This is a genomic window from Prevotella sp. CAG:255, assembly GCF_000431195.1.
GTDB lineage: Bacteria > Bacteroidota > Bacteroidia > Bacteroidales > Bacteroidaceae > Prevotella > Prevotella rara.
This window is the reverse complement of the sequence record NZ_HF986802.1, coordinates 85,277-108,886: the sequence shown is the minus strand read 5'-3', so window position 1 is coordinate 108,886 and position 23,610 is coordinate 85,277. Positions and strand designations below refer to the sequence as shown.

Genomic DNA, 23,610 nt, shown 5'->3' with positions numbered 1-23,610 from the left:
CGTTGGTTCTTGTCTCACGGGGCGCGTCATGGCCTTCGACAGCTCCTCGGTGCCGATGTATGAGCCGCGCGTAAGCAGGGTGGCACGCTTCACCACGTTGTTAAGCTCGCGCAGGTTGCCCGGCCAGCTGTATCGCGCAAGCATCTCCGACGCCTTGTCGTCGAATCCCGACACGTTGCGCCCCAGCTCCTCGTTGGCCTGACTGACAAAGAGGTCGGCAAACAGAAACAGGTCGGCGCCGCGGTCTTTAAGTTCGGGCATGTATATGGTGAACTCATTGATGCGGTGATAAAGGTCTTCGCGGAACTTTCCGTCGGCCACGAGCTGCGCCAGGTTGCCGTTGGTGGCGCACACCAGCCGGATGTCCACGCTTATTTCCTTGGGCGAGCCTAACGGGCGCACCTTGCGCTCCTGAAGGGCACGCAGCAACTGCACCTGCACGTCGTAGGTCAGGTTGCCCACCTCGTCGAGGAACAGCGTTCCGCCGTTGGCCTCCTCAAAGGCTCCGCGTTTGTCGGTCGTGGCGCCTGTGAAGGCTCCCTTGGTGTATCCGAAGAACTCAGACGCCGCCACGTCCTTGGGTATGGCTCCGCAGTCGAGCGCGAAGAAGGGCTTGTCGGCGCGGCTGCTCTGGCTGTGAATGCGGCGCGCAACATACTCCTTGCCCGTGCCGCTTGCCCCGAGAATGAGCACCGACATGGGCGTTGGCGCAACGAGGTTTACGTAGTCGTAGAGCTGGCGCGAGGCCTCGCTCGTGCCTTCTATATATTTCTTGGCGCCCGTGTGCGGCTTATGTTCTGCCGCCGCGGCGTTTTTGTCGGCTGCTTGTGTTGTCGCTGTCGTCAGCGTAGTTCCTGCCGTGGCGGCTGCTGCTGCGTTGTGGCTGTCGAGTGCGTCGTTTATCTTTTGCAGCAGGATGTCGGGCTGCACGGGTTTGGCTATATAGTCGCACGCTCCCGACTTCATGGCCAGCACGGCGTTCTGCACTTCGGCATAGCTCGTCATCACGATGAAGGGCGTCTGCATGTTTTTCTTGCGCAGCCAGTTGAGCAGAAACAGACCGTCGTGGTCGGGCAGACGGAGGTCAGACAGTATGAGGTCGAAGCCCGTACTGTCGGTCACTGCCCGTGCCGCGGCGCTTACGGAGCTTGCTCTCTCAACTGTGAAACCCTTTTTGCGCAGCCATGTCTGCATCATGGTTGCGTATGTAAGGTCGTCTTCAACTATAAGGATACTTGCCATGTAGGTCAGAATGTTGTTATGATAACAACTGCGTGTCGTCGTGCAAAATTAGCTTTTTTATTATACATGGCGCAATAAACCGTTGTTTTTTATTGCTTTTTAAAACTTTGAGATTAATGTCTGCGGCTTTCAGATATATTGATTTTTGATTATTCGACTGATATTTGTGCTTTGCGTTGCGTGCCTCGCCGCAAAAAATGTTATATTAGCAGAACATAATCTACAATTTAAAAATCGGAAAATATTAATATCATGAAAATCAAGATTACATTACTGTTTGTTGTCATTGCCGTGCTTCAGCCGCTGAGGCTTTTCGCGGCAGATAAAGGCAATGCAGGCAAGCCCCGCGTGATAGTGCTTACGGACATTGAGAACGAGCCAGACGACGCAATGTCGATGGTGCGCTTCCTGACATACTCTAACCAGTGGGACGTTGAGGGACTTGTTGCCACAACGTCGGTGCATCAGAAGAAGGAGACGGCAGCATGGCGCATACGCGAGATTGTGACGGCATACGGCAAGGTGAGAGACAACCTGCTGAAGCACGAGAAGGGCTATCCCTCGGCCGACTATCTGCTGTCGGTGATAAAGGAGGGACGCCCCGACTACGGCATGCACGCCGTGGGCAAGGGCATGGACTCTGAAGGCTCCGAACTGATAATCAAGGCCGTAGACCGCAGCGACAGCCGTCCGGTGTGGGTGCTTGTGTGGGGCGGTCCCAACTGTCTGGCGCAGGCACTGTGGAAGGTTAAGGTCACGCGCAGCGAGAGCGAGCTTAAGGCTTTTGTGTCGAAGCTCCGCGTGTATGCCATTTCAGACCAGGACGACAGCGGCGTGTGGATAAGAAAGACGTTCAAGGACCTGTTCTATATAGTCAGTCCGGGCTTCCATCGCCTTGGCGGATACCATTACGCCACATGGAGCGGCATTAGCGGCGACAAGTTTCACGGCCGCTTTGCCGGAGCCGACTTCAGCATAGTTGACAATCCGTGGCTCGACGAGCACATACGCAGCAAGGGCGAGCTGGGCAAGCAGTATCCCTACATGAAGTTTCTGATGGAGGGCGACTCGCCCACGTTTATGTATCTCATTGACAACGGACTGGGCTGTGCCGAGCATCCCGACTGGGGCAGCTGGGGCGGACGCTACGAGCTGTATCAGCCGCGCATGGAGCGCTGGTTTATTGAGCCTGAGACAAGGCCGATATGGACCGACGCGCAAGACGAGGTGATGGGCTGCGACGGCTCATGGCACACAAGCAACAAGGCTACGATATGGCGCTGGCGCGAGGCTTATCAGAACGACTTTGCAGCACGCATGGACTGGACCGTGAAGGACTACGGCGAGGCCAACCATCCGCCTGTGCCTGCACTGGCATGCGCGGCAGAGATGACAGCCGCCACGGGCGACACCATAAGACTGAGCGCAGCAGGCACATCTGACCCTGACGGCGACAGCCTTTCGTACAGCTGGTTCTACTATCCCGAGCCGGGAACCTTCAACGTGGCTACGGCGCGCACGGGCAGTCCGCTAAAGATAGTGGGCCACGACAGCCGCGACGCCTACTTTATAGTGCCCAAGGGCGGCCGTCTCGGCACGATGCACATCATACTGGCCGTTACCGACAGCGGCACGCCGCGCCTTACGCGCTACGCCCGTGTAATAGTGAATGTTGTTAAATGACGTTATTGAAAATAAATACTGTTTCAAATGAAAAGAATATTTCTAGCTTTGAGCCTGCCGTTGATAATATTGCTGTGCGGCACTCCGTTCCAGGCTGTGGCTCAGGATGACAGAACAAGAGTTATCGTGACGAGCGACGGCGAGATAGACGATGAATGCTCTTTGGTGCGTTTTCTCCTATATTCAAACGAATGGGACATTGAGGGTATCATAACATCAAGCTCACAATATCACTGGCATGGCCACAAATGGGCCGGTGACGACTGGATGGAGCCTACGCTGACTGCATATGCCGAGGTCTATCCCAATCTGCTGAAGCACGACAGGAGATATCCTTCACCTGAATTTTTGCGCAGCCGTACTTATCTTGGCAATGTAGAGACTGAAGGTGAAATGGACAAAGTTACTAAAGGCTCACAGCGTATTGTTGAGGTGCTGCTCGACAATACCGACAAGCGCCCGGTGTGGATACAGGCATGGGGAGGCACGAACACCATAGCCCGTGCGCTGAAGACCATAGAGGAGACTTATCCTGAGCGCATGGCCGAGGTGGCAGACAAGATGAGGCTCTTCCTTATATGGGAGCAGGACAGCACATATCAGGCTTATATACGTCCTCATTGGAAGAAATACAACATAAAGACAATCATATCTGACCAGTTTGAGGCCATCGCCTACCGCTGGAAAATGGTTCAGCCTGATTATATGCAGAAGTATTATGAAGGCGCATGGATGAAAGAAAACATATTGCAGAATCATGGTGCCTTGTGTGGTTCGTATAAGGCTCATGACAATGGCGACTTCCGTTCAGAGGGCGACTCTCCGGCTTTCCTGCATACAATAAATGTCGGACTGCGTAATCTGGAGAATCCCTCATGGGGCGGATGGGGTGGCCGTTATGTGCTGGTGCGCGAGAACACATGGCTTGACCCTGTGCCTGTTGAAGGATATAAGTATCCTGAAGGCCGCTGGTATGGCGATAACGGCTGGGGGCGATGCAGTCTTCGTCCCGGCAGCACTGCCACCGACGAACAGCGCAGCGCTTACTTTAAGCCAATGTGGAGATGGAGCATTGCAATGCAGAACGATTTTGCGGCCCGTGCCGACTGGTGCGTCAAGTCTTATGCAGATGCCAACCATCAGCCTGTGGTTGTGCTGGCGCATAGTGCCGACATAAAGGCCAAGCCGGGCAGCAAGGTCAGTCTTAGCGCTGCGGGCACTTCCGATCCCGACGGCGACAGCCTCACCTTCAGCTGGTGGCAGTATGTCGAGGCCGGCACATATCCGGGTTCTGTTGATATATCAGACAGCGGGTCTGTCAATGCAATGCTGACAGTTCCTGCCGATGCAAAGTCCGGGCAGACCATACACGTGGTGTGTGAGGTTACCGACAACGGCACGCCGCGCCTTACGCGCTACGCCCGTGTGGTTGTTACAGTGAAATAAACACATTAAATACAACTTAATATTATATGCAGAAATTATCAATATTGTTATGCTCCTTGTTGCTTGCGGCTTCGGCATGGGCAGGCAGCAAGGCCGATCCGGGCAAGCAGGCCATAGTGCTCGAGGAGTTTGTGTTCATGAAGTCGCCCACGCGCGACTGTCACGCATCGTCTATAATGGAACTGTCTGACGGCACTCTGCTATGCACATGGTTCGGCGGTACGCGCGAGCGCGCCAAGGACGTAAAGATATGGCTGGCACGCAAGCCCAAGGGCGGCACATGGCAGGAGCCTGTGGCCATAGCCGACGGCGAAGGCGGTACGGTGTTCAATCCGGTGCTGGTGCAGCTCAAGGGAGGCGACATACAGATATATTATCTCTGCCCGACGATAGACGAGGGCCGCGTGATAACCTCTTCTGACAACGGCCTCACGTGGAGCCGTCCCGTGGCCCTGCCCAAAGGCTTCGTAGGTCCTGTGGTCAACAAGCCCGTGTATCTCGACGACGGCACCATCGTGGCAGGAGCCAGCCTGCAGGACGCGCCCGGCAAGCGCATACACGTGGAGCGCAGCACCGACAACGGCCGCACATGGACCAAGACGCCGGCGCTGAGCGATCCTGCCGGAACAAAATATAAGCTCATTCAGCCCACCTTCCTCGTACACTCGCAGAAGCGCCTGCAGCTGCTGGCACGCCCCAACGGCAGCGGACCCGACACGAGGATAGCGCAGACATGGTCGGACGACGGCGGACTGACATGGGGCCCGATAACCGACACCACGCTGCCTAACAATAACTCGGCCATAGACGCCGTTACGCTGAAGGACGGCCGCCATCTGCTTGTCTACAACCACTCTACGCGCAACGACACCATAGGCGGGCGCAAGGGCAGGGGCATACTGACCGTGGCCATGACGCGCAACGGCATCGACTGGGAGGCTGCCGCCGTGCTTGAATATCGCACCGGTGCAGTGCAGTATTCGTATCCGGCAGTGATACAGACGAGCGACGGACTGGTGCATATCACCTACTCATGGCACCGCAAGCGCATAAAGCACGTGGTGATAGACCCCTCAAAGCTCGTTACCTATCCCATCGTAGACGGCGTGTGGCCCAAGGATAAAATGCCGTGGACAAAGAGCACCGAGACCGAGAGCGTGGCACAAGGCACAGAGGTGCTGCAGTAATGCACAGTGCCCGCACTGTAGCTTCTATATAATGTTAAAACAAGTCTTACTGAACCATGAAGAAACTTATATTTTCTGTTGCAGCCGCCCTCGTGCCGGCTCTGTGCATGGCCGACGGCCTTAAGGCTTTCCCCACGGCCGAGGGCTATGGCAAGTTTACCGTAGGCGGCCGCGGAGGCGACGTCTACGAAGTTACCAACCTCAACGACTCGGGCGAGGGCAGCCTGCGCCATGCCGTTGAGGCCGAGGGGCCGCGCACGGTGGTGTTCCGCGTGTCGGGCACCATCGACCTGAAGAAAAAGCTCACAATACGCAACCCCTACATAACCATAGCCGGACAGACCGCTCCCGGCGACGGCATCTGCATAAAGCGCTATCCGCTGAGCATAGCCGCCGACGAGGTGATAATACGCTATATACGTGTGCGCCTGGGCAACGAGAGCGGCGGCAGCGATGACGCCTTAAGCAGCCGCGGCCGCAAGAACATCATACTCGACCACGTGTCGGCAAGCTGGAGCATCGACGAGACCATGTCGGTGTATCACTGCAAGAACGTAACCATACAGTGGTGCATGATCACCGAGAGCCTCTTCGGCTCCAACCACGTTAAGGGCAGCCACGGCTTCAGCGGCATATGGGGCTCCGACCTCAGCACATATCATCACAACCTGATAGCCCATCACTCGAGCCGCAACCCGCGCTGGGCGTCGGGAGGCGGGCGCAACGACTATCGCAACAACGTTGTCTACAACTGGGGCTACAACAGCAGCTACGGCGGCGAGAGGCAGCAGAAGGGCAACCCCAAGTTCAGCTCGATAATGGTGAACATGGTGGGCAACTACTATAAGCCAGGTCCGGCCACGCGCGGCGGCAAGGTGTCTTACCGTATAGTAAACCCCGGCAGCCGCGGCGACGACGATTATGGTCTGTGGTATGTAGACGGCAATGTGGTAGAGGGCAACGGCGCTGTTACGTGCGACAACTGGAACGGCGGAGTGCAGCCGCAGGGCGGCAGCAGCGTGCTCGACAGGATAAGGCTCGGCAAGCCCTGGGATGCCATGAAGATAGATGAGCAGGCGCCATACGAGGCCTACGAGGCAGTGCTCGACAGGGCGGGATGCTCGCTGCCCGTGCGCGATGCGGTAGACCGCCGCATAGTGGCAGAGGTGCGCTCAGGCACGGCCACATTCGGCGGTAAGAGCTACAGCATCAGGAAAGACGCGGGCGATGACCATGTGCCCACGGGCATAATAGACTCGCAGCAGGATGTGGGCGGATGGCCCGAGCTTAAGAGCGCCGCCGCCCCTATCGACTCCGACCACGACGGCATGCCAGACGCATGGGAGCGTGAGCACGGCCTCGACCCTGCCAATCCTGCCGACCGCAACGGCCTTGGCAGCAACGGATACACTAATCTTGAGAACTATCTCAACAGCATTGCGCCATGACGTTCATGCCTGTGGCAAGCCTGCGCGCTGCCATGGGCCATTGCTCAGGCACGATGCGCCGTGTAAATAAAAGCCTGGCGGCAATGCCTGACGTGTGGTATTATGACGGCCTGAAGTGTATGCACATCTGATAAAGAGAAACATCTCCGGCCAAATCATAATCACTTATCTTGGCTTAAAACTAATGTTCGCAGCTTTTAGACATACGTTTTTTTTCTTCTTTTCAGCCGTCATGTCGCCTTGCATCAGCCTGCAAATCAAAAACACGCCGAAAATCGTAACTATTTTATACGTTTTTCCTTTCAGTCTAAATATTTCATGTGTTTTGTATGACTGTACATTAAGCAAATCGCATTCATTTACTTTCATACTGTTAGTGGCCCGTTTACGACCCGTAAGTGGGCCACTTTTAATGCAAAACCGGCCCACTTTTTGGTCGTAAGTCATAGGCTTTTTGTTGTCAAACAAAGCGGAGATATAATACAAAGAATTGTCAAGCCGAAAAAACTGCCAATACAGACAATTTTGAACCACTGAAAGACAAGCACTTCACCCGAAAGCTATCAGTAAAGATATTAGCATGCAGAGCCTGCACAAGCTTGGAACTTTTCGTGATTCTTTTGCTTGTGACATACACTTTAGCGCAAATATCAGGAATGATATGAATAATTTGTTTATGGGTCTGTATGGCAAGATACGGCTAATGAAAATGGCACTCGTTGAAACTGTCAGCGAGTGCCATTTGAGTATGGATATTTAGTCGGTCAATATCATGGCTATTATTTTTCGGGCACGTAGAAGGCATCCATCAGCGGAAGCACCATTGTAGGATCATTGCAGAACTGTTGTCCTGTTATCTCTTTTTTCTCCACCATTTCGACCAGCTTGGGGAACTCCCTGAAATATAGTTTCATGGCAGCCTTCATGCCTACATTGATTCCGCCTATTCCGAGCCAATAGGCTTTGGCTATATCATCTCCTTTCTTCAGATAGTAATATCGCCAAACATAATTGATTATGGTCTCCTTCTTGTTCACTGTATAATCCGTTGTGGGCGTTATATATCCGTTGACATTCTTTCCTTCGTAAATTAGCCGTAGGAATACTGGCTTCTTAAAAGGCTTTGGATTTTTCTTAAATAGATTGGGTACGCTCTTTTGGGCCTTTACCGATTCGTAAATTAAGGGTAAGGAGTCATTGAGAGTTGACGTGTAAACTATTCTTTTCACTTCTTCTGATGTGTAGGTGCGGGCTTTACCTTTGTAGGTGTCGCTTATATCCAATTCGTATAACTGTGAAGTTATGATTTTTGTGAGCGGAATCGAGATGTAACCTTCAATTACCGTGCCGTCAGTCAGCGTGCAGGTTACTTTGTAGTCGTCAGGATTGTTGCGTGCTATTGTTGGCAGCGCCATGAATAGTAGTGAAAGTATTAAGATAAGTTTATTCATTGTGTTTTATTTTAAGGTCGTTTACAATAAGGTTATTGAACACAGATAAACAAATTTTGCAAGTTATAGTTGTTAGACCATGCTTGTAAAATTTGGCTTGTAGATTACTGCTGATCAGTATAAAAGTTCGTCGCTTGCCAAATGTGCGTTGCACTATGCATGCCGAATGCATAGATAGTATTTTCTTTCAATACTTAACGGATGGTTTTCTCTTAATTCTGCCAATTTGAACCTGTAATGTAAGACATGGCTATTTTATCAATGTAATATTTGTTCGTCGCTCCGTTTGCATCTATAGAGCGAGACAAAATTCCTATATCAGTTTAAATATTACTCACAACCGGTTCCGTTTGTTCATTGTCGTTACATAAACATTTTGCAAATGCAGAAAAAAGCCTCAATACAATTTAGACGTAGTTTTTTTCGTGCACCTCCTTTTTTAGTTAAGAAATTATATCCATAGCCAAAAATACGATTTTTTTTCTAATTTTGTATATAAATATCAATATTTTATAGAAAATGAAACGAAAATAATATGAATATCATTATTTTCATTTTTCTTATTTGTTGCATTGAAAGAAGTTGCTATTGTTCTGACGGAGAGGAAATGGCTATTGCGCTTGCGTTATTGCGCACATTTGTGGCAAAAGAATGAAGGTGCGTCAGAATGTATCTCAGCATACATGTTCTGATGCACCTTCCTTTATTGTTTATGTCGTAAAGATGTTCCTGCCGCGTGTTGTTGTTAGCGTTTATGTCTGCGCCGTGCGCTCATGTAGGCAGGACAAAGAGTTATTTCTCGTTCAGCACTTTGTCAAATTGCTTGGCGAAGAACATTATCTGATAGTCTATTGAGTTGTGCCAGTAGTCGCCCGTGTGGCCGCCGGGGCGCACGTAGAAGTCATGCTTCACGTTGAGTTCGCGCAGGCGCTTGTGCGTCTGAAGGTTCACAGGATAGAAGAAGTCGCTGTAGCCGCAGTCGATAATGATGTTCTGGCGCGAGCCGAGCAGGCGGTCGAGCGAATAGTATACGGAGTGAGACTTCCACACTGTCTCGTTCTGAAACTTGTTGCCCAGCACCTTCTCTATCTGCCAGCAGTTGGGATACTGGCAGATGTCCATGCATCCGCTCGTGGTGCCTATGTTGCCGAACACGTCGGGATGCTGCAGTCCGTTCCACATGGCTCCGTGTCCGCCCATGCTCAGGCCTGTTATGGCTCTCAGCTCGCGGCGCGCGTAGGTGGGGTAGTGGGCGTCGATATACTCGGGCAGTTCCTTTGATATGAACGTCTCAAACTGCATCGACGGGTCGACGGGCGAGTCGACATACCAGCTGTTCTGTCCGTCGGGGCAGACGATGATGGTGCGGTAGGTGTCGGCCAGGCGCGCCACGTCGGTTATTCCAGGCCATGTGGTGCTGTTGCCGCTGTAGCCGTGCAGCAGGTAAATCACGGGATATTTGGCCTCGCCTGCGGCGTCGGGCGTGTATACTATGGTGCTGAGGCTGCGCTTCATCTTCTGGCTGTACACGCTCAGCGTGTCAACCTTTGCAGCGCGTGCCGCCGTTGCGGCCAGCATTATTATCAGCGCCGTCAGTATTGTTCTTGTAATGTTTGTCATGTTGTTATGCTTATTTTTCATTGTCTTTTTCGTCAAGCCGCCTTACAGCCTCCTCAAAGGCAGTTCTGAAGAAGTGGCCTTGGGCTATGAGGTTGCCTATGCGCTCGGCGTTCATCTTCATGCAGGCATACTGTCCCTGTGTGATGTTGGGCAGAATGGTGTCGAGCTCTTTCAGCGAGTCGACGCACAGACCTATGCCGTGCTTGCTTACAAACGGCGCCAGGGCGGCCTGCTTCCATATTATCACGGGCAGCGAGCAGCGCAGATAGAGCGACGTCTTGTGCGGATTGTTTATCTTGAGATATTCGCCCCAATCGCCCGTGCATCCGTCTTCAGAGGCTCCGTCCCACACCAGGCCGAAGTGGCCACGCGCCGTGGCTATAAGCTCGTCTGACTTTACGAAGCCCATCAGCTCAAACTTGTCGGCGCCCTTTGCCTTGCCAATCTCGAAGCCGTTGCCGTAGAGCCTCACCTTGAACGAGCTTATGTGTTCGCCCCAGCGGTAGAGGAAGGTGTTCTTGCGGTGGCTCAGCGCTCCGGCATACACTATGGTGCGCATGTCTTCGCTGCTGTTGTTCTTTGCAGCCTGCGTGTCCGACAGATAGTCGAATATGCCCAGCGTGCCCACCATGGCGCGGCATCCGTGGCTCTCGAGCCACTGCTTCATGCTGTCGTTGTGGGCTATTATGTAGTCGGCGTGGTTGAGCCGGCATATCTCCTTCTCGGGCGTGAGCGCCTTGCGGCGAAAGCTGCCCAGGTCGTGTATTATCACAACTACGCGCGCTCCCCTCATGTGGGCCATGCGGCACACCAGCGTGAAGTATTTTTTCAGCGGATACTGCAGCAGCAGCGTGTCGCCGCGTTTCAGGCTGAAGGGCGATTTTATCACTCCGGCGAGCGTCAGGAAGAAGTGCGCCAGCTTGTTGTTGTATGTGGTCTGCCTGAGTCCGGCGTTGCCGAGGCCCATGCTGTCCATAATCTTCTCTATGTCAGTCTTGGCCTTGTTGCCCGCGCTGCCCAGACCCTTGTAGTTGCGCGAAAGATACTTACAGTTATTTAATTCATAATTCATAATTCACAAATCATAATTGGCTGATGCCTAACTTTGTTTCACAATTCTGAACTCATAATATGGGGCAGAGAAATTTTCTTAAGTCTTAATTATTAATTCTTACTTCTTAATTTCCCACTTCCTTTTCTGCCAGCTTGAGAGCCTCGTCCACGGTGTCGTCCATGTCGAAGTAGGCATACTGCCCGAGTCGGCCTCCGAATATCACGTTGCCCATGCTGCGCGCCATCTGGCGGTATTCGGCCGCTATGGCGTTGTTGCGCTCGTTGTTGACGGGATAATACGGCTCGAGACCCTCGCTCCATGTGGCGGGATACTCGTAGGTTATCACCGTCTTGGGCTGAGTGCCGTATTCAAAGTGCTTATGCTCAATGATGCGGGTGTAGGGCACGTCGGCCGAGGTGTAGTTCACCACGGCGTTGCCCTGGAAGTTGGGCGTGTCTATCACCTTGGTGTCGAACCTCAGGCTGCGGTATTCGAGCCTTCCGGTGCGGTAGTCGAAGTATTTGTCAATGCGTCCGGTGAACACTATCTTGTCTGCCAGTGAGCAAAGTTCGTCGCGGCGGCTGAAGAAGTCGAGCTGCAGTATGGTCTCCGTGCCCTCCAGCAGGGCGTCGATGAGCCTGTTGTATCCGCCCTCGGGAATGCCCTGATACGGGTCGTTGAAGTAGTTGTTGTCGAAAGTCATGCGCACCGGCACACGCTTTATTATCTCTGCCGGCAGCTCGCGTGCGGGCCGTCCCCACTGTTTCTCGGTGTATCCCTTTATCAGCGTCTCGTAGATGTCGCGTCCGCAGAGCTTCAGCGCCTGCTCCTCAAAGTTGGCAGGACACTCTATCGAGGCATACTCGGCGCGCTGCTTCTTGAGCATCTCCTCGGCCTCGGCAGGCGTGCGCGTGCCCCACAGCTGATAAAAAGTGTTCATGTTGAAGGGCAGGTTGTACAGCCTGCCGTTGAAGTTGGCCACGGGCGAGTTGGTGAAGCGGTTCATCTCAACCAGCCGTGTAACATATTTCCACACCTCCTTCTTGTCCGTGTGGAATATGTGAGCGCCGTATTTATGCACGTTGATGCCCTCAATGCTCTCGCAGCGGATGTTGCCTCCGGTGCTGTCGCGCCTGTCTATCACGAGGCACTTGCGTCCAGCCTTGCGCGCCTCGTGGGCAAACACAGCCCCGAAAAGGCCGGCTCCGACAATAAGGTAATCGTATTTTTTCATAGTAACAAGTGTTTTTTATGTGCCAGCATGCTGCCGCCAGTGCTGCGGCGTGCGCCTTTCAGCGCTTTTTCTGCTTGCCGGTTATCTTTCTGAAAGCTTTCTTGAATTTGCCCGTTACGGCCCGCTTGTGCTCAAACTCGTCGAGCTTCTTTATCACCAGCGCCACGGTCTTGTCGGCGTCGATGCCTCTTATTTGGGCGTAGCGCCTTATCACATAGTCCATGAGCCGCTTGTCGTGCGTGAGCCGTTTCAGGTTTTCGGCGCAGTCGTCCTCCGTCGGCTGTATGAACTTTGAGCGGTTGGTGTCTATCAGCCAGAAGCTGAAGCCGCCGTCGGCAGTCCTCTCATACAGTATGTTCGTAAGGTTCAGGTCGCCGTGCATCACTCCCTTTTCGTGCAGCCGTGCCAGCAGATGAGCCAGCGCGTCGGCCGCGTCGCGGTCAAAGTCGTCGCGTCTGAGCAGGTCGGTGAGCGGCGGCAGCATGCACGACTCCGACACAAAGTAGCAGTCGGACATCAGTATGCCGTTGCCAAGCTCAAGATATGCCACTTCGCGGGGCGTGTTGAATCCCCTCTCGCGCAGCATGGCGGCAAAGAGATATGCCCTTGCGGCCTTGCTCTTCTTGAAGAACGAGTAGGCCACGCGCTGCACGGGGTTGGGCCGCTTGTAGTGTTTCACCACGAGCGTGCGGCCGTCAACGCAGAACGACTTCACTGTGTTGCGTCCCTTGTAGAGCGTAGTGCCCCCCTGACTGAACGTCTGAGGCAGGCTGCCCACAAAGCCGCTGAGCGCGCTGAAGCCGCTGCCTACCGTCATGGTCATTATCTTTTCCTTGCTCATGGGCGGCTCAGAGGTTAATGTTCTCGTAGTGCTTAAACCACTCGATGAAGTTCTTTATGCCCTCGTGCAGCGCAACCTTCGGCTTGTAGCCTATCTCGGTCTCGAGCTTTGTGGTGTCGGCCCAGGTGCGGCTTACGTCGCCCGGCTGCATGGGCAGTAGTATTTTTTCGGCCTTGCGGCCAAGGTTTGTCTCTATTTCGGCTATGAAGTCGGTAAGGCTCACGGGGCTTCCGAGGCCTATGTTATACACCTTGTAGGGCAGTCCGTTTGCCGTTCCCGTTCCGTCGGGCGTCTTGTCGAGCACCATGATGGTGCCGTTGGCAATGTCGTCGATGTAGGTAAAGTCGCGCATCATGTTGCCGTTGTTGAACACCTTGATAGGCTTGCCGCTGCTTATGGCTCTTGCAAACAGCATGGGGGCCATGTCGGGGCGTCCGGCGGGGCCGTATACGGTGAAATAGCGCAGACCGGTGCAGGCTATGCCGTAGAGCTTGCAGTAGGCGTGGGCCATCAGTTCGTTGCTCTTCTTGCTTGCTGCATAGAGGCTTACGGGACTTATCACGACGTCGTCTTCAGAGAAAGGCACCTTGCTGTTCATGCCGTAGACTGAGCTCGACGAGGCATAGACGAGATGCTCCACGTTGAAGTTGCGGCAGCACTCGAGTATGTTCAGAAAGCCAATCCAGTTGCTGTGCATGTAGGCGTAGGGGTTCTCTATCGAGTAGCGCACGCCTGCCTGTGCCGCCAGATGTATTATCTTGTCAAACTTAACCTGGTCGAACAGCATGTCGAGGGCGCCCTTGTCCTCGATGTCGAGGCGCAGAAACGTGTAGTTGGGCCATTTGGTGCTCACCGTGCGGTGGCCCATGCGCAGGCTGGCGTCGGCCTCTATCCCTGCCCGGCGCAGGCGGTAGAACTTCAGCTCGGGCGAGTAGTAGTCGTTGATGTTGTCGATTCCCACCACCTCGTCGCCTCTTTCGGCCAGCATTTCGGCGCAGCGGCTGCCAATGAATCCGGCCGCGCCGGTTACGAGTATCTTCATCTTCTGTTGATTTTTATCTGTTCGGGAGCCTGACTCCTTGCTCCGTTGTCATTCAGTTGTTGTCCTTCTTCTCGAGATAATCAGTTATTTTTCTTGCCACTACGCTCCAGTCGAAGTCGCGTATGGTGCGCAGTCCTGCCTCGCCATACTTCCTTCTCAGCTCCTCGCTCTGGTAAAGCTCCTTGATGTGGCGTCTGAAACAGAAGCGCCAGCGTGCCGAGCGTATGCCGTTCTCCTTGTCGCGCAGCAGGTCGAGCGTGCCGGCCTTGGTGGCTATCACGGGCACGGCGCACGCCATGGCCTCGGCCACGGTGTTGTTCCATCCGGTGTAGCGCGGGTTTTCGGCCGACACAAAGCAGTCGGCACGGTTGAACAGCTCCCAGTTGCGGTCGAAGGGATGGCCCACGACAAACTCGAAGGGGCACTTGCATGTAAACTCCTTTATGCGGCGTGCGGCGCCCTCGTCAACCGGCGTGTCATAGAGGAGCAGCTTTATGTTGTAGCCCTGCGCATAGAGCTTTTCGCACGCGCTGACCACATAGTGGGTGCCTTTAACGCGCTCCACGATGCGTCCGTATGCCATGACGACGAACGGGCGGTCTTTTACCTCATAGCTCTCCTTGGGCTTATAGTTGGCAACGGTTACGCCGCCGATGGCCTTGAACGACTCGCGGCCGAACTTCTTGAGGTCGTACTCGTATACGTTAGACGAGCAGGCGAACACCTCTACCTCGGGATTTTTCATCAGCTTGGCCACGTTGTCGCTCTTTCTGACGTGATAGAATATCTTGTGGCGCGCATCAGACTCAAGCACCATGGGCATCATCTTCACCGTGGTGGTCCACAGGGCGTCGAGCTTTGTGCCTTTAATCTTGTCGAAAGTGCTCATCTCGCCCTTGAAGTCGAACCAGTCGGGGCCCTTGCCGTCGGGTGTGAACACTATGAAGCGGTGGCCCTGCTCGACAAAGATGTTGCCGAGCTCGAGAAAGCGCTTAACGCCGCCGTAGAGCTTTGTGTGGGGCAGTAATACTCCTAATATCATATATGGTTGTTGTTAATTCGGATGAAATTTTATATTACCTTTTTCCGTGCTGCCGGCATCCTGCGTATCGCATTGATATACAACGACTTGCAATATGCCGTCTTTTGGCTTGCAATATGTGGCCTTTCAGCTTGCAATATGTGGTCTTTCGCAATGCGATATGTGGTCTTTTGTATTTCAGTCTGCCGGCAGGGCTGTATTGTACGGTGCCGGCAGGGCTGCGGGTTTATTGTCTTTTGTCGTTGTCCCAGAACTTCCACAGCGGTCCGAAGTCCTTTGTCAGCATCCACCACAGAGCCTTCAGGCGTCCGCGCAGGATGTTGGCCTTCAGATGTCCGTCGTGCCTGTAAGTGTCAGTAAGGCGGCTGTCGAAGTCGTGTCCCTTGTATGTGAAGATGCGCCTGAAGGTGGAGTTTGTCATGCCCCACTTGAGCAGAAACTGCATCTGGCCCATGTTCTTGCGTATGCGGGTGGTAGATTTTGTCTCGAAGTGATACACGCGGCTTGCCGATATGCCCTTCATCATCCTTATGCCGCAGAGATACAGCTTGGCGGTGAAGTCGGGGTCGCTGTACATTCCGGGCGAAAGCTCTATGCTGTAGCCGCCCACGAGGTCCCATATGTCGCGGTGAACGATGTTCGGCGGCAGCGTTGCGCCCATCCAGTCGTTCATCTTGTATGTGCGGAACTCGTTGAGCAGGTCTTGCTCCCTGAATGTCTCAGGCGTGTCGCCATAGTCGGCGTTTATTATCGAGTCGCCCTTTGTGCGGGGCTGTATTGTCGTCGACGACAGGAAGAACCGGTTGTCGGGCAGCGCCTTTATCTCGTCATACAGCGCCTTGTCCCATTCAGGCAGCGCATACATGTCGTCGTTGATGAAGAGCATATAGTCGGTCTTCACCTTGCTGCGCATCATGTTCATGGCCAGGCACACGCCCACGTTGGTCTGCGAGTGTGTGTAGTCGAGGCCCTGCTGCCTCACCCATTCGAGCGTGCCGTCGCTTCCGTCGTTGACGTGTACTATAATCTGGTGCCTGTATGTAGAGTTCTTCCTTATGCTGTCCACGCATATCTTAAGGAAGGGCAGGTTGTTCCATGTGGGTATGAGTATGGAGAATATTTCGCCGTTCATAGTCGTTACGTTATTTTGCAGGGCTTCGGCGGCGGCATTGCTTATATCCGCCCGTGCCTTTGCTTTGTTTGTATTATATGGTTATAGCCCCTTTGGCGTGTCCTTGCCGTCAGATGCCGAGCACGTCCCTGTAGACGTTCATCACCTGCTGGGCCACGTTGTTGCCCTCAAACCGCGTTATATACTGGCGGCTTGAGGCTATGCGCTCCTCGCGTCCGGGTGCTCCCTTGACAACCTGCTTTATGGCTTCGGCCATGGCATAGACGTCGTCGGGGTCGACATATATGGTGCCGTTGCCGCCTGCCTCCTCAAGACAGCTGCCCGTGCATGCCACAACGGGCAGTCCGCTCTGTATGGCCTCGATGACCGGAACGCCGAAGCCCTCGTAACGTGAGGGGTAGACGCACGCCTCGGCCATCTGATAAATGGCGGGCAGGTCTTCGTTGGGCACGTTGTGAAGTATCTTCACGCGGCTTTCGAGAGCGTTCTCCCTGATATACGCCTTCACCTTTTCGGTGTATGAGGTGGCCTTGCCTACTATCACCAGACTTATGTCCTCGGGCAGCATCCTCAGTGCCTTGACGGCCAGCAGCACGTTCTTGCGCTCCTCTATGGTGCCCACGTTGACGATGTAGCGTTCGGGCAGCATGTAGCCCGTGTGCACCTCGTGCATCTTCTTCTCGCCTTCGCGCATCTTGTAGCGCGAGCCGCAGCTCTGATATATAACGTCTATCTTCTCGGGGTTTACGCCTCCGTAGAGCATTATGTCGCGCTTGGTGCATTCGCTGATGGCTATTATGCGGTCGGCCTCGGCGCAGGTCTTTCTGAACTTCCACGCATAAATCTTGGTGTCGGGCCAGTTGTACCATTCAGGATGACGCATGAAGATGATGTCGTGAATGGTAACCACGGTCTTTATTCCGGCCTTCTTTATGCCTATGGGCAGCTCGCCCGAGAGTCCGTGATAGAGTTTTACGCCGTCGGCGCAGAGGTCGTCCACCATTGAGTGCATGCGCCACCATGCCTTCTGCAGGCCCGAAAGGCTCCTGCGGGGGTACACGAATCTTACGCCTGCCGACTCTCTTACCTGGCTTCTCAGTGCGCTGTCGCCCTTGTCGGGGGCGTATAGGTTGAGCTTTATGTCGGGCGTTATAACCTCCGAGAGGTCGTTGATCAGTGTGCGGGCGTAGCTTCCCAGTCCGGTGCGGTTACATACAATGCGCTTGGCGTCGTATCCTATAATCATATTTTACATATTTTGTTGCGGGCTGCATTCTGCCTGGCCGCCGTGCCGGCTTGCGCCGTCTTGCCGTTCCAGGGCACTTTGCCGCATGCTTGCCGCTGTTGTGCAGCGCGGCGTGTGCCGGCCCATTAATGTTATATGTTTCACGTGTGACAGGCTTACGGCCTACTTTCTCACCACGTGTCCGTTTTCAATCTTGAACTCCTTGTCAAACTCCTCCCTCGTGCGTTTCCAGCGGTTGTGGCTCCACAGATAGAAACGCGGCTCGCGCCTTATGGTCTGCTCGAGCATGACAAAGAACTTTTTGGTTATCTCAAACTCAGGCATTTCGCCGGGCTTGTCGGTCATGAGCTTGAAGGTGTAGATATATTTTCCGCGTTCGGGGCGTTCAACGTCGATGTAGAACACGGCGTTGTTCATCTTGCGCATTATGCGCTCGGCGCCCGTGAACACAGGTGTGTCGTGGTTGAGGAACGGCAGCCACAGGTGGATGTTGCGGTAGCGGGGCGCCTGGTCGGCTATGTAGCCGAAGAGATTCATGAGGTTCTGGCTGCGGAACGACACGAGATATCTCAGTATGTCCTTCTTGGGGACGCACACTCCGCCCATGCTCTGGCGCATGTTGATGAACAGGCGGTCGAAGAGCTGGCTGCGCAAGGGGTGGTATATCAGTCCGATTACGGCCTCGGGATGCTTCTTTATGACAAGGCCTGTGGCCGAGAGCAGCTCCCAGTTGCCGTAATGTCCGAGTATGCCGGCGCAGGTCTGGCCTCTGTCGAAGCACTCCTCAATCTTGTCGATGCCCCTGAACTCTATGCGGCTGAGCAGCTCCTGACGGCTGACGGACATGAGCTTGACGGTCTCTACGAAGTAGTCGCAGAACCACTTGTAGAATCCGCGCTCTATGCTGATGCACTCCTCGAGGCTCTTCTCGGGGAATGCCGATGTTATGTTGCGTCTGACGATGTCGCGGCGGTAGCGCACTATGTGGTAGAGAACGAGGTTGGCGATGTCTGATATCACATAGAGGGCCCTGTAAGGCAACTTTGACACCAGATAGAAAATGCCGTAGATTATGTTATATAAAAACTCTTTCATTCCTCTTTCTCCGGTTAGTTGATTACAGTGTCTGCATGTCGTTCAGCTTCTTGTAGTAGCCGTCGATGGCGAGCAGCTCCTCGTGGGTGCCGCGCTCAACGATCTCTCCCTCGTGTATGACGCATATCTCGTCGGCGTTCTTGATGGTCGACAGGCGGTGGGCAATGGCCACCGTGGTGCGCGTCTTCATCAGATGCTCGAGCGCGTCCTGCACCAGTCGCTCGCTCTCGGTGTCGAGAGCCGACGTAGCCTCGTCGAGAATGAGTATCGGCGGGTTCTTCAGTATGGCGCGGGCTATGCTCACGCGCTGGCGCTGTCCGCCCGAGAGGCGTCCGCCGCGGTCGCCTATGTTGGTGTCGTAGCCGTGTTCCGACTCCATGATGAAGTCGTGCGCGTTGGCTATCCTTGCGGCGTTCTCTATCTGCTCCTGCGTGGCGTTGTCAACGCCGAACGATATGTTGTTGCGGAAACTGTCGTTAAACAATATGGCCTCCTGGTTTACGTTGCCTATGAGCGAGCGCAGGTCGTGCAGTCCCATGTCCTTCACGTTCACTCCGTCGATGAGCACCTCGCCCTCCTGCACGTCGTAGTAGCGCGGTATGAGGTCTACGAGCGTCGACTTGCCGCCGCCGCTCTGGCCTACGAGCGCCACGGTCTTGCCCTTCTCGATGGTGAGGTTGATGTTGCGCAGAACCCACTTCTGGTCGTACTTGAACGACACGTTGCGGAACTCTATCTTGCTCTTGAAGTCGGTTATGTGCACCGGATGCTCAGGCTCCTTGATGTTGCTCTCGGCCATGAGTATCTTGTCCACGCGCTCCATCGAGGCCAGACCCTTGGGTATGTTGTAGCCCGCCTTCGAGAATTCTTTCAGCGGATTGATTATGCTGTAGAGTATAACGAGATAGTAGATGAACGTGGGGCCGCTCAGAGTCATGTTGTTTAGCACCAATACACCGCCGAACCAGAGCACTATGACAATCATCACCGTGCCGAGAAACTCGCTCATCGGGTGGGCCATCTGCTGGCGGGTGTTCACGCGGCGTATGTTCTCGCGGTATTCAGAGTTAATCTTGTCGAAGCGGCGGTTCATCTTCTCCTCGGCGCAGAAGGCCTTTATGATGCGCAGTCCGCCAAGCGTCTCCTCCACCTGGCTCATCGTGTCGCTCCACAGCGACTGTGCCTTTATCGACTTCTGCTTCAGCTTGCGGCCCACAAAGCCCATGAACCAGCCCATGATGGGCACTATGACGAGCGTGAAGAGCGTCAGCTGCCAGCTGATGACGAGCAGCGTGGCAAAATAGAACACTATCAGTATGGGGTTCTTGAAGAGCATGTCGAGGCTCGACATTATGGAGTTCTCAATCTCCTGCACGTCGCCGCTCATGCGCGCTATGATGTCGCCCTTGCGCTCCTCGGAGAAGAATCCGAGCGGCAGCGACGTAATCTTGCGGTAGAGCTGGTTGCGTATGTCGCGCACCACGCCTGTGCGTATAGGAATTATCGTGGCCGACGAAAGGAAATAGGCACCCGTCTTCAGAAACGTCATGAAGGCCAGAAACAGGCCTATGACGAGCAGCGTTGTGGTGGCGCCCATGCTCCCGATCATCTCGTAGATATAATAATTGGCGTTGTTTATCAGCACATCTTTCATGTTGCCGCTGCCCCAGTCCATCAGTCCGGCAGGCACGCTGGCCGCCTGAGTCTTGAAAAGTATCTGCAGGATTGGTATTATGGCCATGAAAGAAAAGATGTTCAATACCGCCGAAAGGATATTAAACACCACCGTCAGTACCAGGTATTTTTTGTAGGGAGGTACAAAACGGCGCAATACTTGTAAAAATTCTTTCATCTATCCGTGGGTTGTTCTTTTTATGGAATTTAGGTTTATTCCGGTTGCAAAGATAGTGTTTTTGTGCAAGAAAACAAAATATGGCGGCCGTTTTAGTTCATTATGGGGCTGTCTGAGGGGTCGCAAAGGCGATATGGGGGCTGTTTGAGGGGCTGATCCATGCCGGTTGTCATACTGCCGGAGCATGGCGGAAGGCACGCCGCTGCCGGCTTTTCCGTGTTCTGTCAGCGCCTTGCAGCATGAAGGACTGGTGCCTTTAGTTGCAGTTTCGTGTCCCTGTCGTGCGGCTTGTCGTGCGGCGCTTCGGGGCGGAATGTGTCGGGTTGTATAACGCATTGATACACAATGCGTTGCAAAAGGCCATGTTTCGGGCTCTAAAAGGTGGTCTTTTAGGCTGCAAAAGACGGTCTTTCGGACGGCGAAAGGTGCCCTTTCAGAACATGAAAGGCGGCCTCTTGATGATAAGAGTGCCGCCTTTCTCTTCAAAGTTAATATTATCGTGCTTCCAATTAGTCGGTTTTATGCCTCGCCGCCGTCTGCGAGCACGCCTTTGAGCGTTGCGCTCGAGCTGTCGGTTATCCTTACCCTTACGGTCTGGCCGATGTGGCAGTTGCCCTTGTTGAACACCACCACCTTGTTCTGTCCGGTGCGTCCGAAGAGCTGTTCGCGGCTGCGCTTGCTGAAGCCCTCTATCAGTACGTCGAACTCCTTGCCCACGTCCTTGGCGTTCGACTCTGCCGACAGCTTGGTCTGCAGCTCTATCATCTCTGCCAGGCGGCGCAGCTTAACTTCCTCTGATATGTCGTCGGGCAGGTGCTTCGATGCGTATGTGCCGGGGCGCTCGCTGTATTTGAACATGAAGGCAGAGTCGTAGCCCACCTCGCGCATCAGCGAGAGCGACATCTGGTGGTCTTCCTCAGTCTCGCTGTGGTAGCCCACGAATATGTCGGTAGATATTGCGCAGTCGGGTATTATGCGGCGAATGGCCCTCACGCGGTCCATATACCACTCTCTTGTATATTTGCGGTTCATCAGCTTCAGTATGCGGTCTGATCCGCTCTGCACGGGCAGATGTATGTGATGGCAGATGTTTGGCATCTCGGCTATCACGCGCAGCGTGTCGTCGCTCATGTCCTTCGGGTGGCTCGTGGTGAAGCGTATGCGCATGTCGGGCACGGCCTCTGCCACCATGCGCAGCAGTGCCGGGAACGCCACTTTCTCGCTCTTTGCGTCGGCTTTGCCGTCGTTACCCTCGCTGTTTACTTTTTCATTTTTACTTTTTAATTCTCCTAAGTAGGAGTTAACGTTCTGTCCGAGCAGCGTAACTTCCTTGTATCCGTGTTCGTGCAGGTCGCGCACCTCGCGCAGAATGCTCTCCACGTCGCGGCTGCGTTCGCGTCCGCGGGTGTAAGGCACGATGCAGTAATGGCAGAAGTTGTTGCATCCGCGCATGATGCTCACGAATCCGCCCACGTGCGGTCCGCATATTCTCTGCGGCATTACGTCGCGGTAAGTCTCTGTGGTAGACAGCTCGATGTTCATCGCCTTGTGTCCCGTCTCGGCCTGAGCTATGAGGTCGGGCAGGGTGAGATAGGCGTCGGGGCCGGCCACGAGGTCGGCATGATGGTTCTCGAGCAGGTCTTCCTTCACTCTCTCGGCCATGCATCCCAGCACTCCGATAATCATTCTTCTGCCCTTGCGCGTCATGGCGTGCAGGGTGTCGAGGCGGTTGAGCACTTTCTGTTCGGCATTGTCGCGCACGCTGCACGTGTTCAGAAACACGGCGTCGGCTTCGTCAACGCTTTCGCACAGTTCATATCCGGCCATCTTCATCACCGAGGCCACAACCTCGCTGTCGGCCACGTTCATCTGGCAGCCGTAGGTTTCTATAAATAGTTTCTTCATCTTCGTTGTTATTGGTGTTTTAGGGTAATGGGAGCAATGGGACGTATGAGAATTATACTTTGCCGGCTGATGCCGCCGCGCAGGGCTTGCGGCTGTCGTTGCCGGGCGTCCGCTCACTCTCTTTCATCGCCCAGTATTATCTTTGTTATCTCGGCCATGAGGCGTGCGTTGTCGGCGTCGCTCATCTTCGAGTCTTTTATCAGTATGGCTATGGCCACCTGTCTGCCGTCGGGCATGGTCACCACTCCGGCGTCGTTGTCGGCCATCTTGGTGCCGTCAGCCATGCGGAATCCCGTGCCGGTCTTGTGTGCCAGCGTCATTCCTTGGCTCAGTCCGGCCTTTATCTTGTCGGCTCCCGTGGTGGTTGCGGCCAGCGCCTGCTTTATACAGCGGTCGTATTCGCCGCTGAGCAAACGGCCGTCGTATAGCTTACGGAGCAGCCACACCACCGACTCGGGCTTGCTCCAGTTGGCATAGCTGTTTATCGGTGCTTCATACATCGTGGCCTCCGTCTCCGACAGATGGCAGTCTTTTATGCCCATGGCGTGTATCTCGCGGTCAACGCTGTCTATGCCTCCGGCCATGGCTATCAGTATGTCGGCGGCGTTGTTGTCGCTCTCGGCTATGGCGTAGCGTATCAGCTGCGGCAGCGTTATGCTGAACCTGCCGTCGGGATGCTGCTTCATCAGCGGACTGTATGTGTCCTTGCGCATCTGCTCAGGCGTTATGTTGAGCGTCGTGTCCACCGCTGCGCCCCTGCGCTCCATGTCTTTCAGCAGGGCAACGGCCACGTGGAGCTTGAACACGCTCATCAGCGGATACAGCCTTTCGTTGTTCATGCTGTGCATGGCGTTGCCTTCCATCCATGCCACGCCTATCTCGGCATCCTTGCCTTCAGCGAGTTTCTTTATGGCAGCAAGCTTCTTCTGTCCTTCGTATTGCGGCATTTCAGCCGTCACGGCAGCGCCTTCAGTCGTGCTTTCACAGCCACTTTCGCGGCCGGAAGCCTGCGTTCCGGCGCAGCACATAAGGCATAGCGCAGCTGCGGCTGCCCTCATCGTTATCTCTTTAAGCATTGTCTTTGCTCCTA

At 54.3% G+C, this 23,610-nt stretch carries 19 protein-coding genes; 5 read left to right on the top strand and 14 right to left on the bottom strand.

Going from position 1 to position 23,610, the window contains the following annotated elements; all coding sequences use genetic code 11:
- On the bottom strand, window positions 1-1,242 hold a 1,242-nt coding region (locus QVO66_RS06015), incomplete at its 3' end, for a sigma-54-dependent transcriptional regulator (RefSeq protein WP_288172663.1).
- A gap of 252 nt (window positions 1,243-1,494) precedes the next feature.
- Here QVO66_RS06015 and QVO66_RS06010 point away from each other — a divergent pair.
- The 5 genes from QVO66_RS06010 to QVO66_RS05990 are packed head-to-tail and all read left to right on the top strand — an operon-like array spanning window position 1,495 to window position 7,137.
- Window positions 1,495-2,925: a nucleoside hydrolase-like domain-containing protein gene (locus QVO66_RS06010; RefSeq protein ID WP_021854531.1), complete on the top strand. Its 1,431-nt coding sequence runs from the start codon at window positions 1,495-1,497 to the stop codon at window positions 2,923-2,925.
- Window positions 2,926-2,952: 27 nt separating this feature from the next.
- The gene (locus QVO66_RS06005; protein WP_021854530.1) at window positions 2,953-4,371 is read left to right on the top strand and encodes a DUF1593 domain-containing protein; all 1,419 of its coding nucleotides are present in this window, start codon (window positions 2,953-2,955) and stop codon (window positions 4,369-4,371) included.
- 26 nt (window positions 4,372-4,397) lie between these two features.
- Window positions 4,398-5,558 (top strand): sialidase family protein, encoded by a 1,161-nt coding sequence (locus tag QVO66_RS06000; RefSeq protein ID WP_021854529.1) that lies wholly within the window; start codon window positions 4,398-4,400, stop codon window positions 5,556-5,558.
- 56 nt (window positions 5,559-5,614) lie between these two features.
- Window positions 5,615-7,006, top strand: a complete 1,392-nt coding sequence (locus tag QVO66_RS05995; RefSeq protein WP_021854528.1) for a pectate lyase family protein — start codon at window positions 5,615-5,617, stop codon at window positions 7,004-7,006.
- The gene (locus QVO66_RS05990) at window positions 7,003-7,137 is read left to right on the top strand and encodes a hypothetical protein (protein ID WP_021854527.1); all 135 of its coding nucleotides are present in this window, start codon (window positions 7,003-7,005) and stop codon (window positions 7,135-7,137) included. The genes QVO66_RS05995 and QVO66_RS05990 overlap by 4 nt, the downstream gene beginning before the upstream one ends.
- A gap of 648 nt (window positions 7,138-7,785) precedes the next feature.
- On the opposite strand, the gene QVO66_RS05985 is transcribed toward QVO66_RS05990, so the two are convergent.
- The 13 genes from QVO66_RS05985 to bla all read right to left on the bottom strand — a co-directional run bounded on the left by QVO66_RS05985 (window position 7,786) and on the right by bla (window position 23,596).
- A complete protein-coding gene (locus tag QVO66_RS05985) occupies window positions 7,786-8,457 on the bottom strand; it encodes a hypothetical protein (RefSeq protein ID WP_021854524.1) in 672 nt (223 codons plus the stop codon).
- A 792-nt stretch (window positions 8,458-9,249) separates the two neighbouring features.
- Window positions 9,250-10,098, bottom strand: coding sequence for an alpha/beta hydrolase (locus tag QVO66_RS05980; protein WP_288172662.1), 849 nt, complete (start codon window positions 10,096-10,098; stop codon window positions 9,250-9,252).
- A complete protein-coding gene (locus QVO66_RS05975; protein ID WP_021854520.1) occupies window positions 10,088-11,149 on the bottom strand; it encodes a galactofuranosyltransferase in 1,062 nt (353 codons plus the stop codon). The genes QVO66_RS05980 and QVO66_RS05975 overlap by 11 nt, the downstream gene beginning before the upstream one ends.
- 106 nt (window positions 11,150-11,255) lie before the next feature.
- Window positions 11,256-12,365: a UDP-galactopyranose mutase gene (gene glf, locus QVO66_RS05970; RefSeq protein WP_021854519.1), complete on the bottom strand. Its 1,110-nt coding sequence runs from the start codon at window positions 12,363-12,365 to the stop codon at window positions 11,256-11,258.
- 58 nt (window positions 12,366-12,423) lie between these two features.
- The gene (locus QVO66_RS05965) at window positions 12,424-13,206 is read right to left on the bottom strand and encodes a lipopolysaccharide kinase InaA family protein (RefSeq protein ID WP_021854518.1); all 783 of its coding nucleotides are present in this window, start codon (window positions 13,204-13,206) and stop codon (window positions 12,424-12,426) included.
- Between the two features lie 7 nt (window positions 13,207-13,213).
- Entirely contained in the window at window positions 13,214-14,248 is a 1,035-nt protein-coding gene (locus tag QVO66_RS05960; protein ID WP_021854517.1) for an NAD-dependent epimerase, read from the bottom strand.
- 52 nt (window positions 14,249-14,300) lie between these two features.
- Complete coding sequence (locus QVO66_RS05955; RefSeq protein ID WP_021854516.1) at window positions 14,301-15,290, bottom strand: glycosyltransferase family 4 protein; 990 nt, start codon at window positions 15,288-15,290, stop codon at window positions 14,301-14,303.
- Between the two features lie 226 nt (window positions 15,291-15,516).
- Complete coding sequence (locus QVO66_RS05950) at window positions 15,517-16,422, bottom strand: glycosyltransferase family 2 protein (RefSeq protein WP_021854515.1); 906 nt, start codon at window positions 16,420-16,422, stop codon at window positions 15,517-15,519.
- 109 nt (window positions 16,423-16,531) lie between these two features.
- Window positions 16,532-17,668 (bottom strand): glycosyltransferase family 4 protein, encoded by a 1,137-nt coding sequence (locus QVO66_RS05945; RefSeq protein ID WP_021854514.1) that lies wholly within the window; start codon window positions 17,666-17,668, stop codon window positions 16,532-16,534.
- Between the two features lie 162 nt (window positions 17,669-17,830).
- The gene (locus QVO66_RS05940) at window positions 17,831-18,763 is read right to left on the bottom strand and encodes a lysophospholipid acyltransferase family protein (protein ID WP_021854513.1); all 933 of its coding nucleotides are present in this window, start codon (window positions 18,761-18,763) and stop codon (window positions 17,831-17,833) included.
- 22 nt (window positions 18,764-18,785) lie between these two features.
- Entirely contained in the window at window positions 18,786-20,615 is a 1,830-nt protein-coding gene (locus QVO66_RS05935) for an ABC transporter ATP-binding protein (RefSeq protein WP_021854512.1), read from the bottom strand.
- A gap of 519 nt (window positions 20,616-21,134) precedes the next feature.
- Window positions 21,135-22,520 carry a tRNA (N6-isopentenyl adenosine(37)-C2)-methylthiotransferase MiaB gene (gene miaB, locus QVO66_RS05930; RefSeq protein WP_021854511.1) on the bottom strand — a complete coding sequence of 462 codons (1,386 nt, stop codon included), beginning with the start codon at window positions 22,518-22,520 and terminating at the stop codon, window positions 21,135-21,137.
- Between the two features lie 113 nt (window positions 22,521-22,633).
- Window positions 22,634-23,596 carry a class A beta-lactamase gene (gene bla / locus QVO66_RS05925; protein WP_021854510.1) on the bottom strand — a complete coding sequence of 321 codons (963 nt, stop codon included), beginning with the start codon at window positions 23,594-23,596 and terminating at the stop codon, window positions 22,634-22,636.
- Window positions 23,597-23,610 lie beyond the last annotated feature (14 nt).

Coding starts and splice junctions, on each gene's coding strand:
- QVO66_RS06010 (WP_021854531.1), top strand. CDS start 1,495: ATGAAAATCAAGATTACATTACTGTTTGTTGTCATTGCCGTGCTTCAG.
- QVO66_RS06005 (WP_021854530.1), top strand. CDS start 2,953: ATGAAAAGAATATTTCTAGCTTTGAGCCTGCCGTTGATAATATTGCTG.
- QVO66_RS06000 (WP_021854529.1), top strand. CDS start 4,398: ATGCAGAAATTATCAATATTGTTATGCTCCTTGTTGCTTGCGGCTTCG.
- QVO66_RS05995 (WP_021854528.1), top strand. CDS start 5,615: ATGAAGAAACTTATATTTTCTGTTGCAGCCGCCCTCGTGCCGGCTCTG.
- QVO66_RS05990 (WP_021854527.1), top strand. CDS start 7,003: ATGACGTTCATGCCTGTGGCAAGCCTGCGCGCTGCCATGGGCCATTGC.
- QVO66_RS05985 (WP_021854524.1), bottom strand. CDS start 8,457: ATGAATAAACTTATCTTAATACTTTCACTACTATTCATGGCGCTGCCA.
- QVO66_RS05980 (WP_288172662.1), bottom strand. CDS start 10,098: ATGAAAAATAAGCATAACAACATGACAAACATTACAAGAACAATACTG.
- QVO66_RS05975 (WP_021854520.1), bottom strand. CDS start 11,149: ATGAATTATGAATTAAATAACTGTAAGTATCTTTCGCGCAACTACAAG.
- glf (WP_021854519.1), bottom strand. CDS start 12,365: ATGAAAAAATACGATTACCTTATTGTCGGAGCCGGCCTTTTCGGGGCT.
- QVO66_RS05965 (WP_021854518.1), bottom strand. CDS start 13,206: ATGAGCAAGGAAAAGATAATGACCATGACGGTAGGCAGCGGCTTCAGC.
- QVO66_RS05960 (WP_021854517.1), bottom strand. CDS start 14,248: ATGAAGATACTCGTAACCGGCGCGGCCGGATTCATTGGCAGCCGCTGC.
- QVO66_RS05955 (WP_021854516.1), bottom strand. CDS start 15,290: ATGATATTAGGAGTATTACTGCCCCACACAAAGCTCTACGGCGGCGTT.
- QVO66_RS05950 (WP_021854515.1), bottom strand. CDS start 16,422: ATGAACGGCGAAATATTCTCCATACTCATACCCACATGGAACAACCTG.
- QVO66_RS05945 (WP_021854514.1), bottom strand. CDS start 17,668: ATGATTATAGGATACGACGCCAAGCGCATTGTATGTAACCGCACCGGA.
- QVO66_RS05940 (WP_021854513.1), bottom strand. CDS start 18,763: ATGAAAGAGTTTTTATATAACATAATCTACGGCATTTTCTATCTGGTG.
- QVO66_RS05935 (WP_021854512.1), bottom strand. CDS start 20,615: ATGAAAGAATTTTTACAAGTATTGCGCCGTTTTGTACCTCCCTACAAA.
- miaB (WP_021854511.1), bottom strand. CDS start 22,520: ATGAAGAAACTATTTATAGAAACCTACGGCTGCCAGATGAACGTGGCC.
- bla (WP_021854510.1), bottom strand. CDS start 23,596: ATGCTTAAAGAGATAACGATGAGGGCAGCCGCAGCTGCGCTATGCCTT.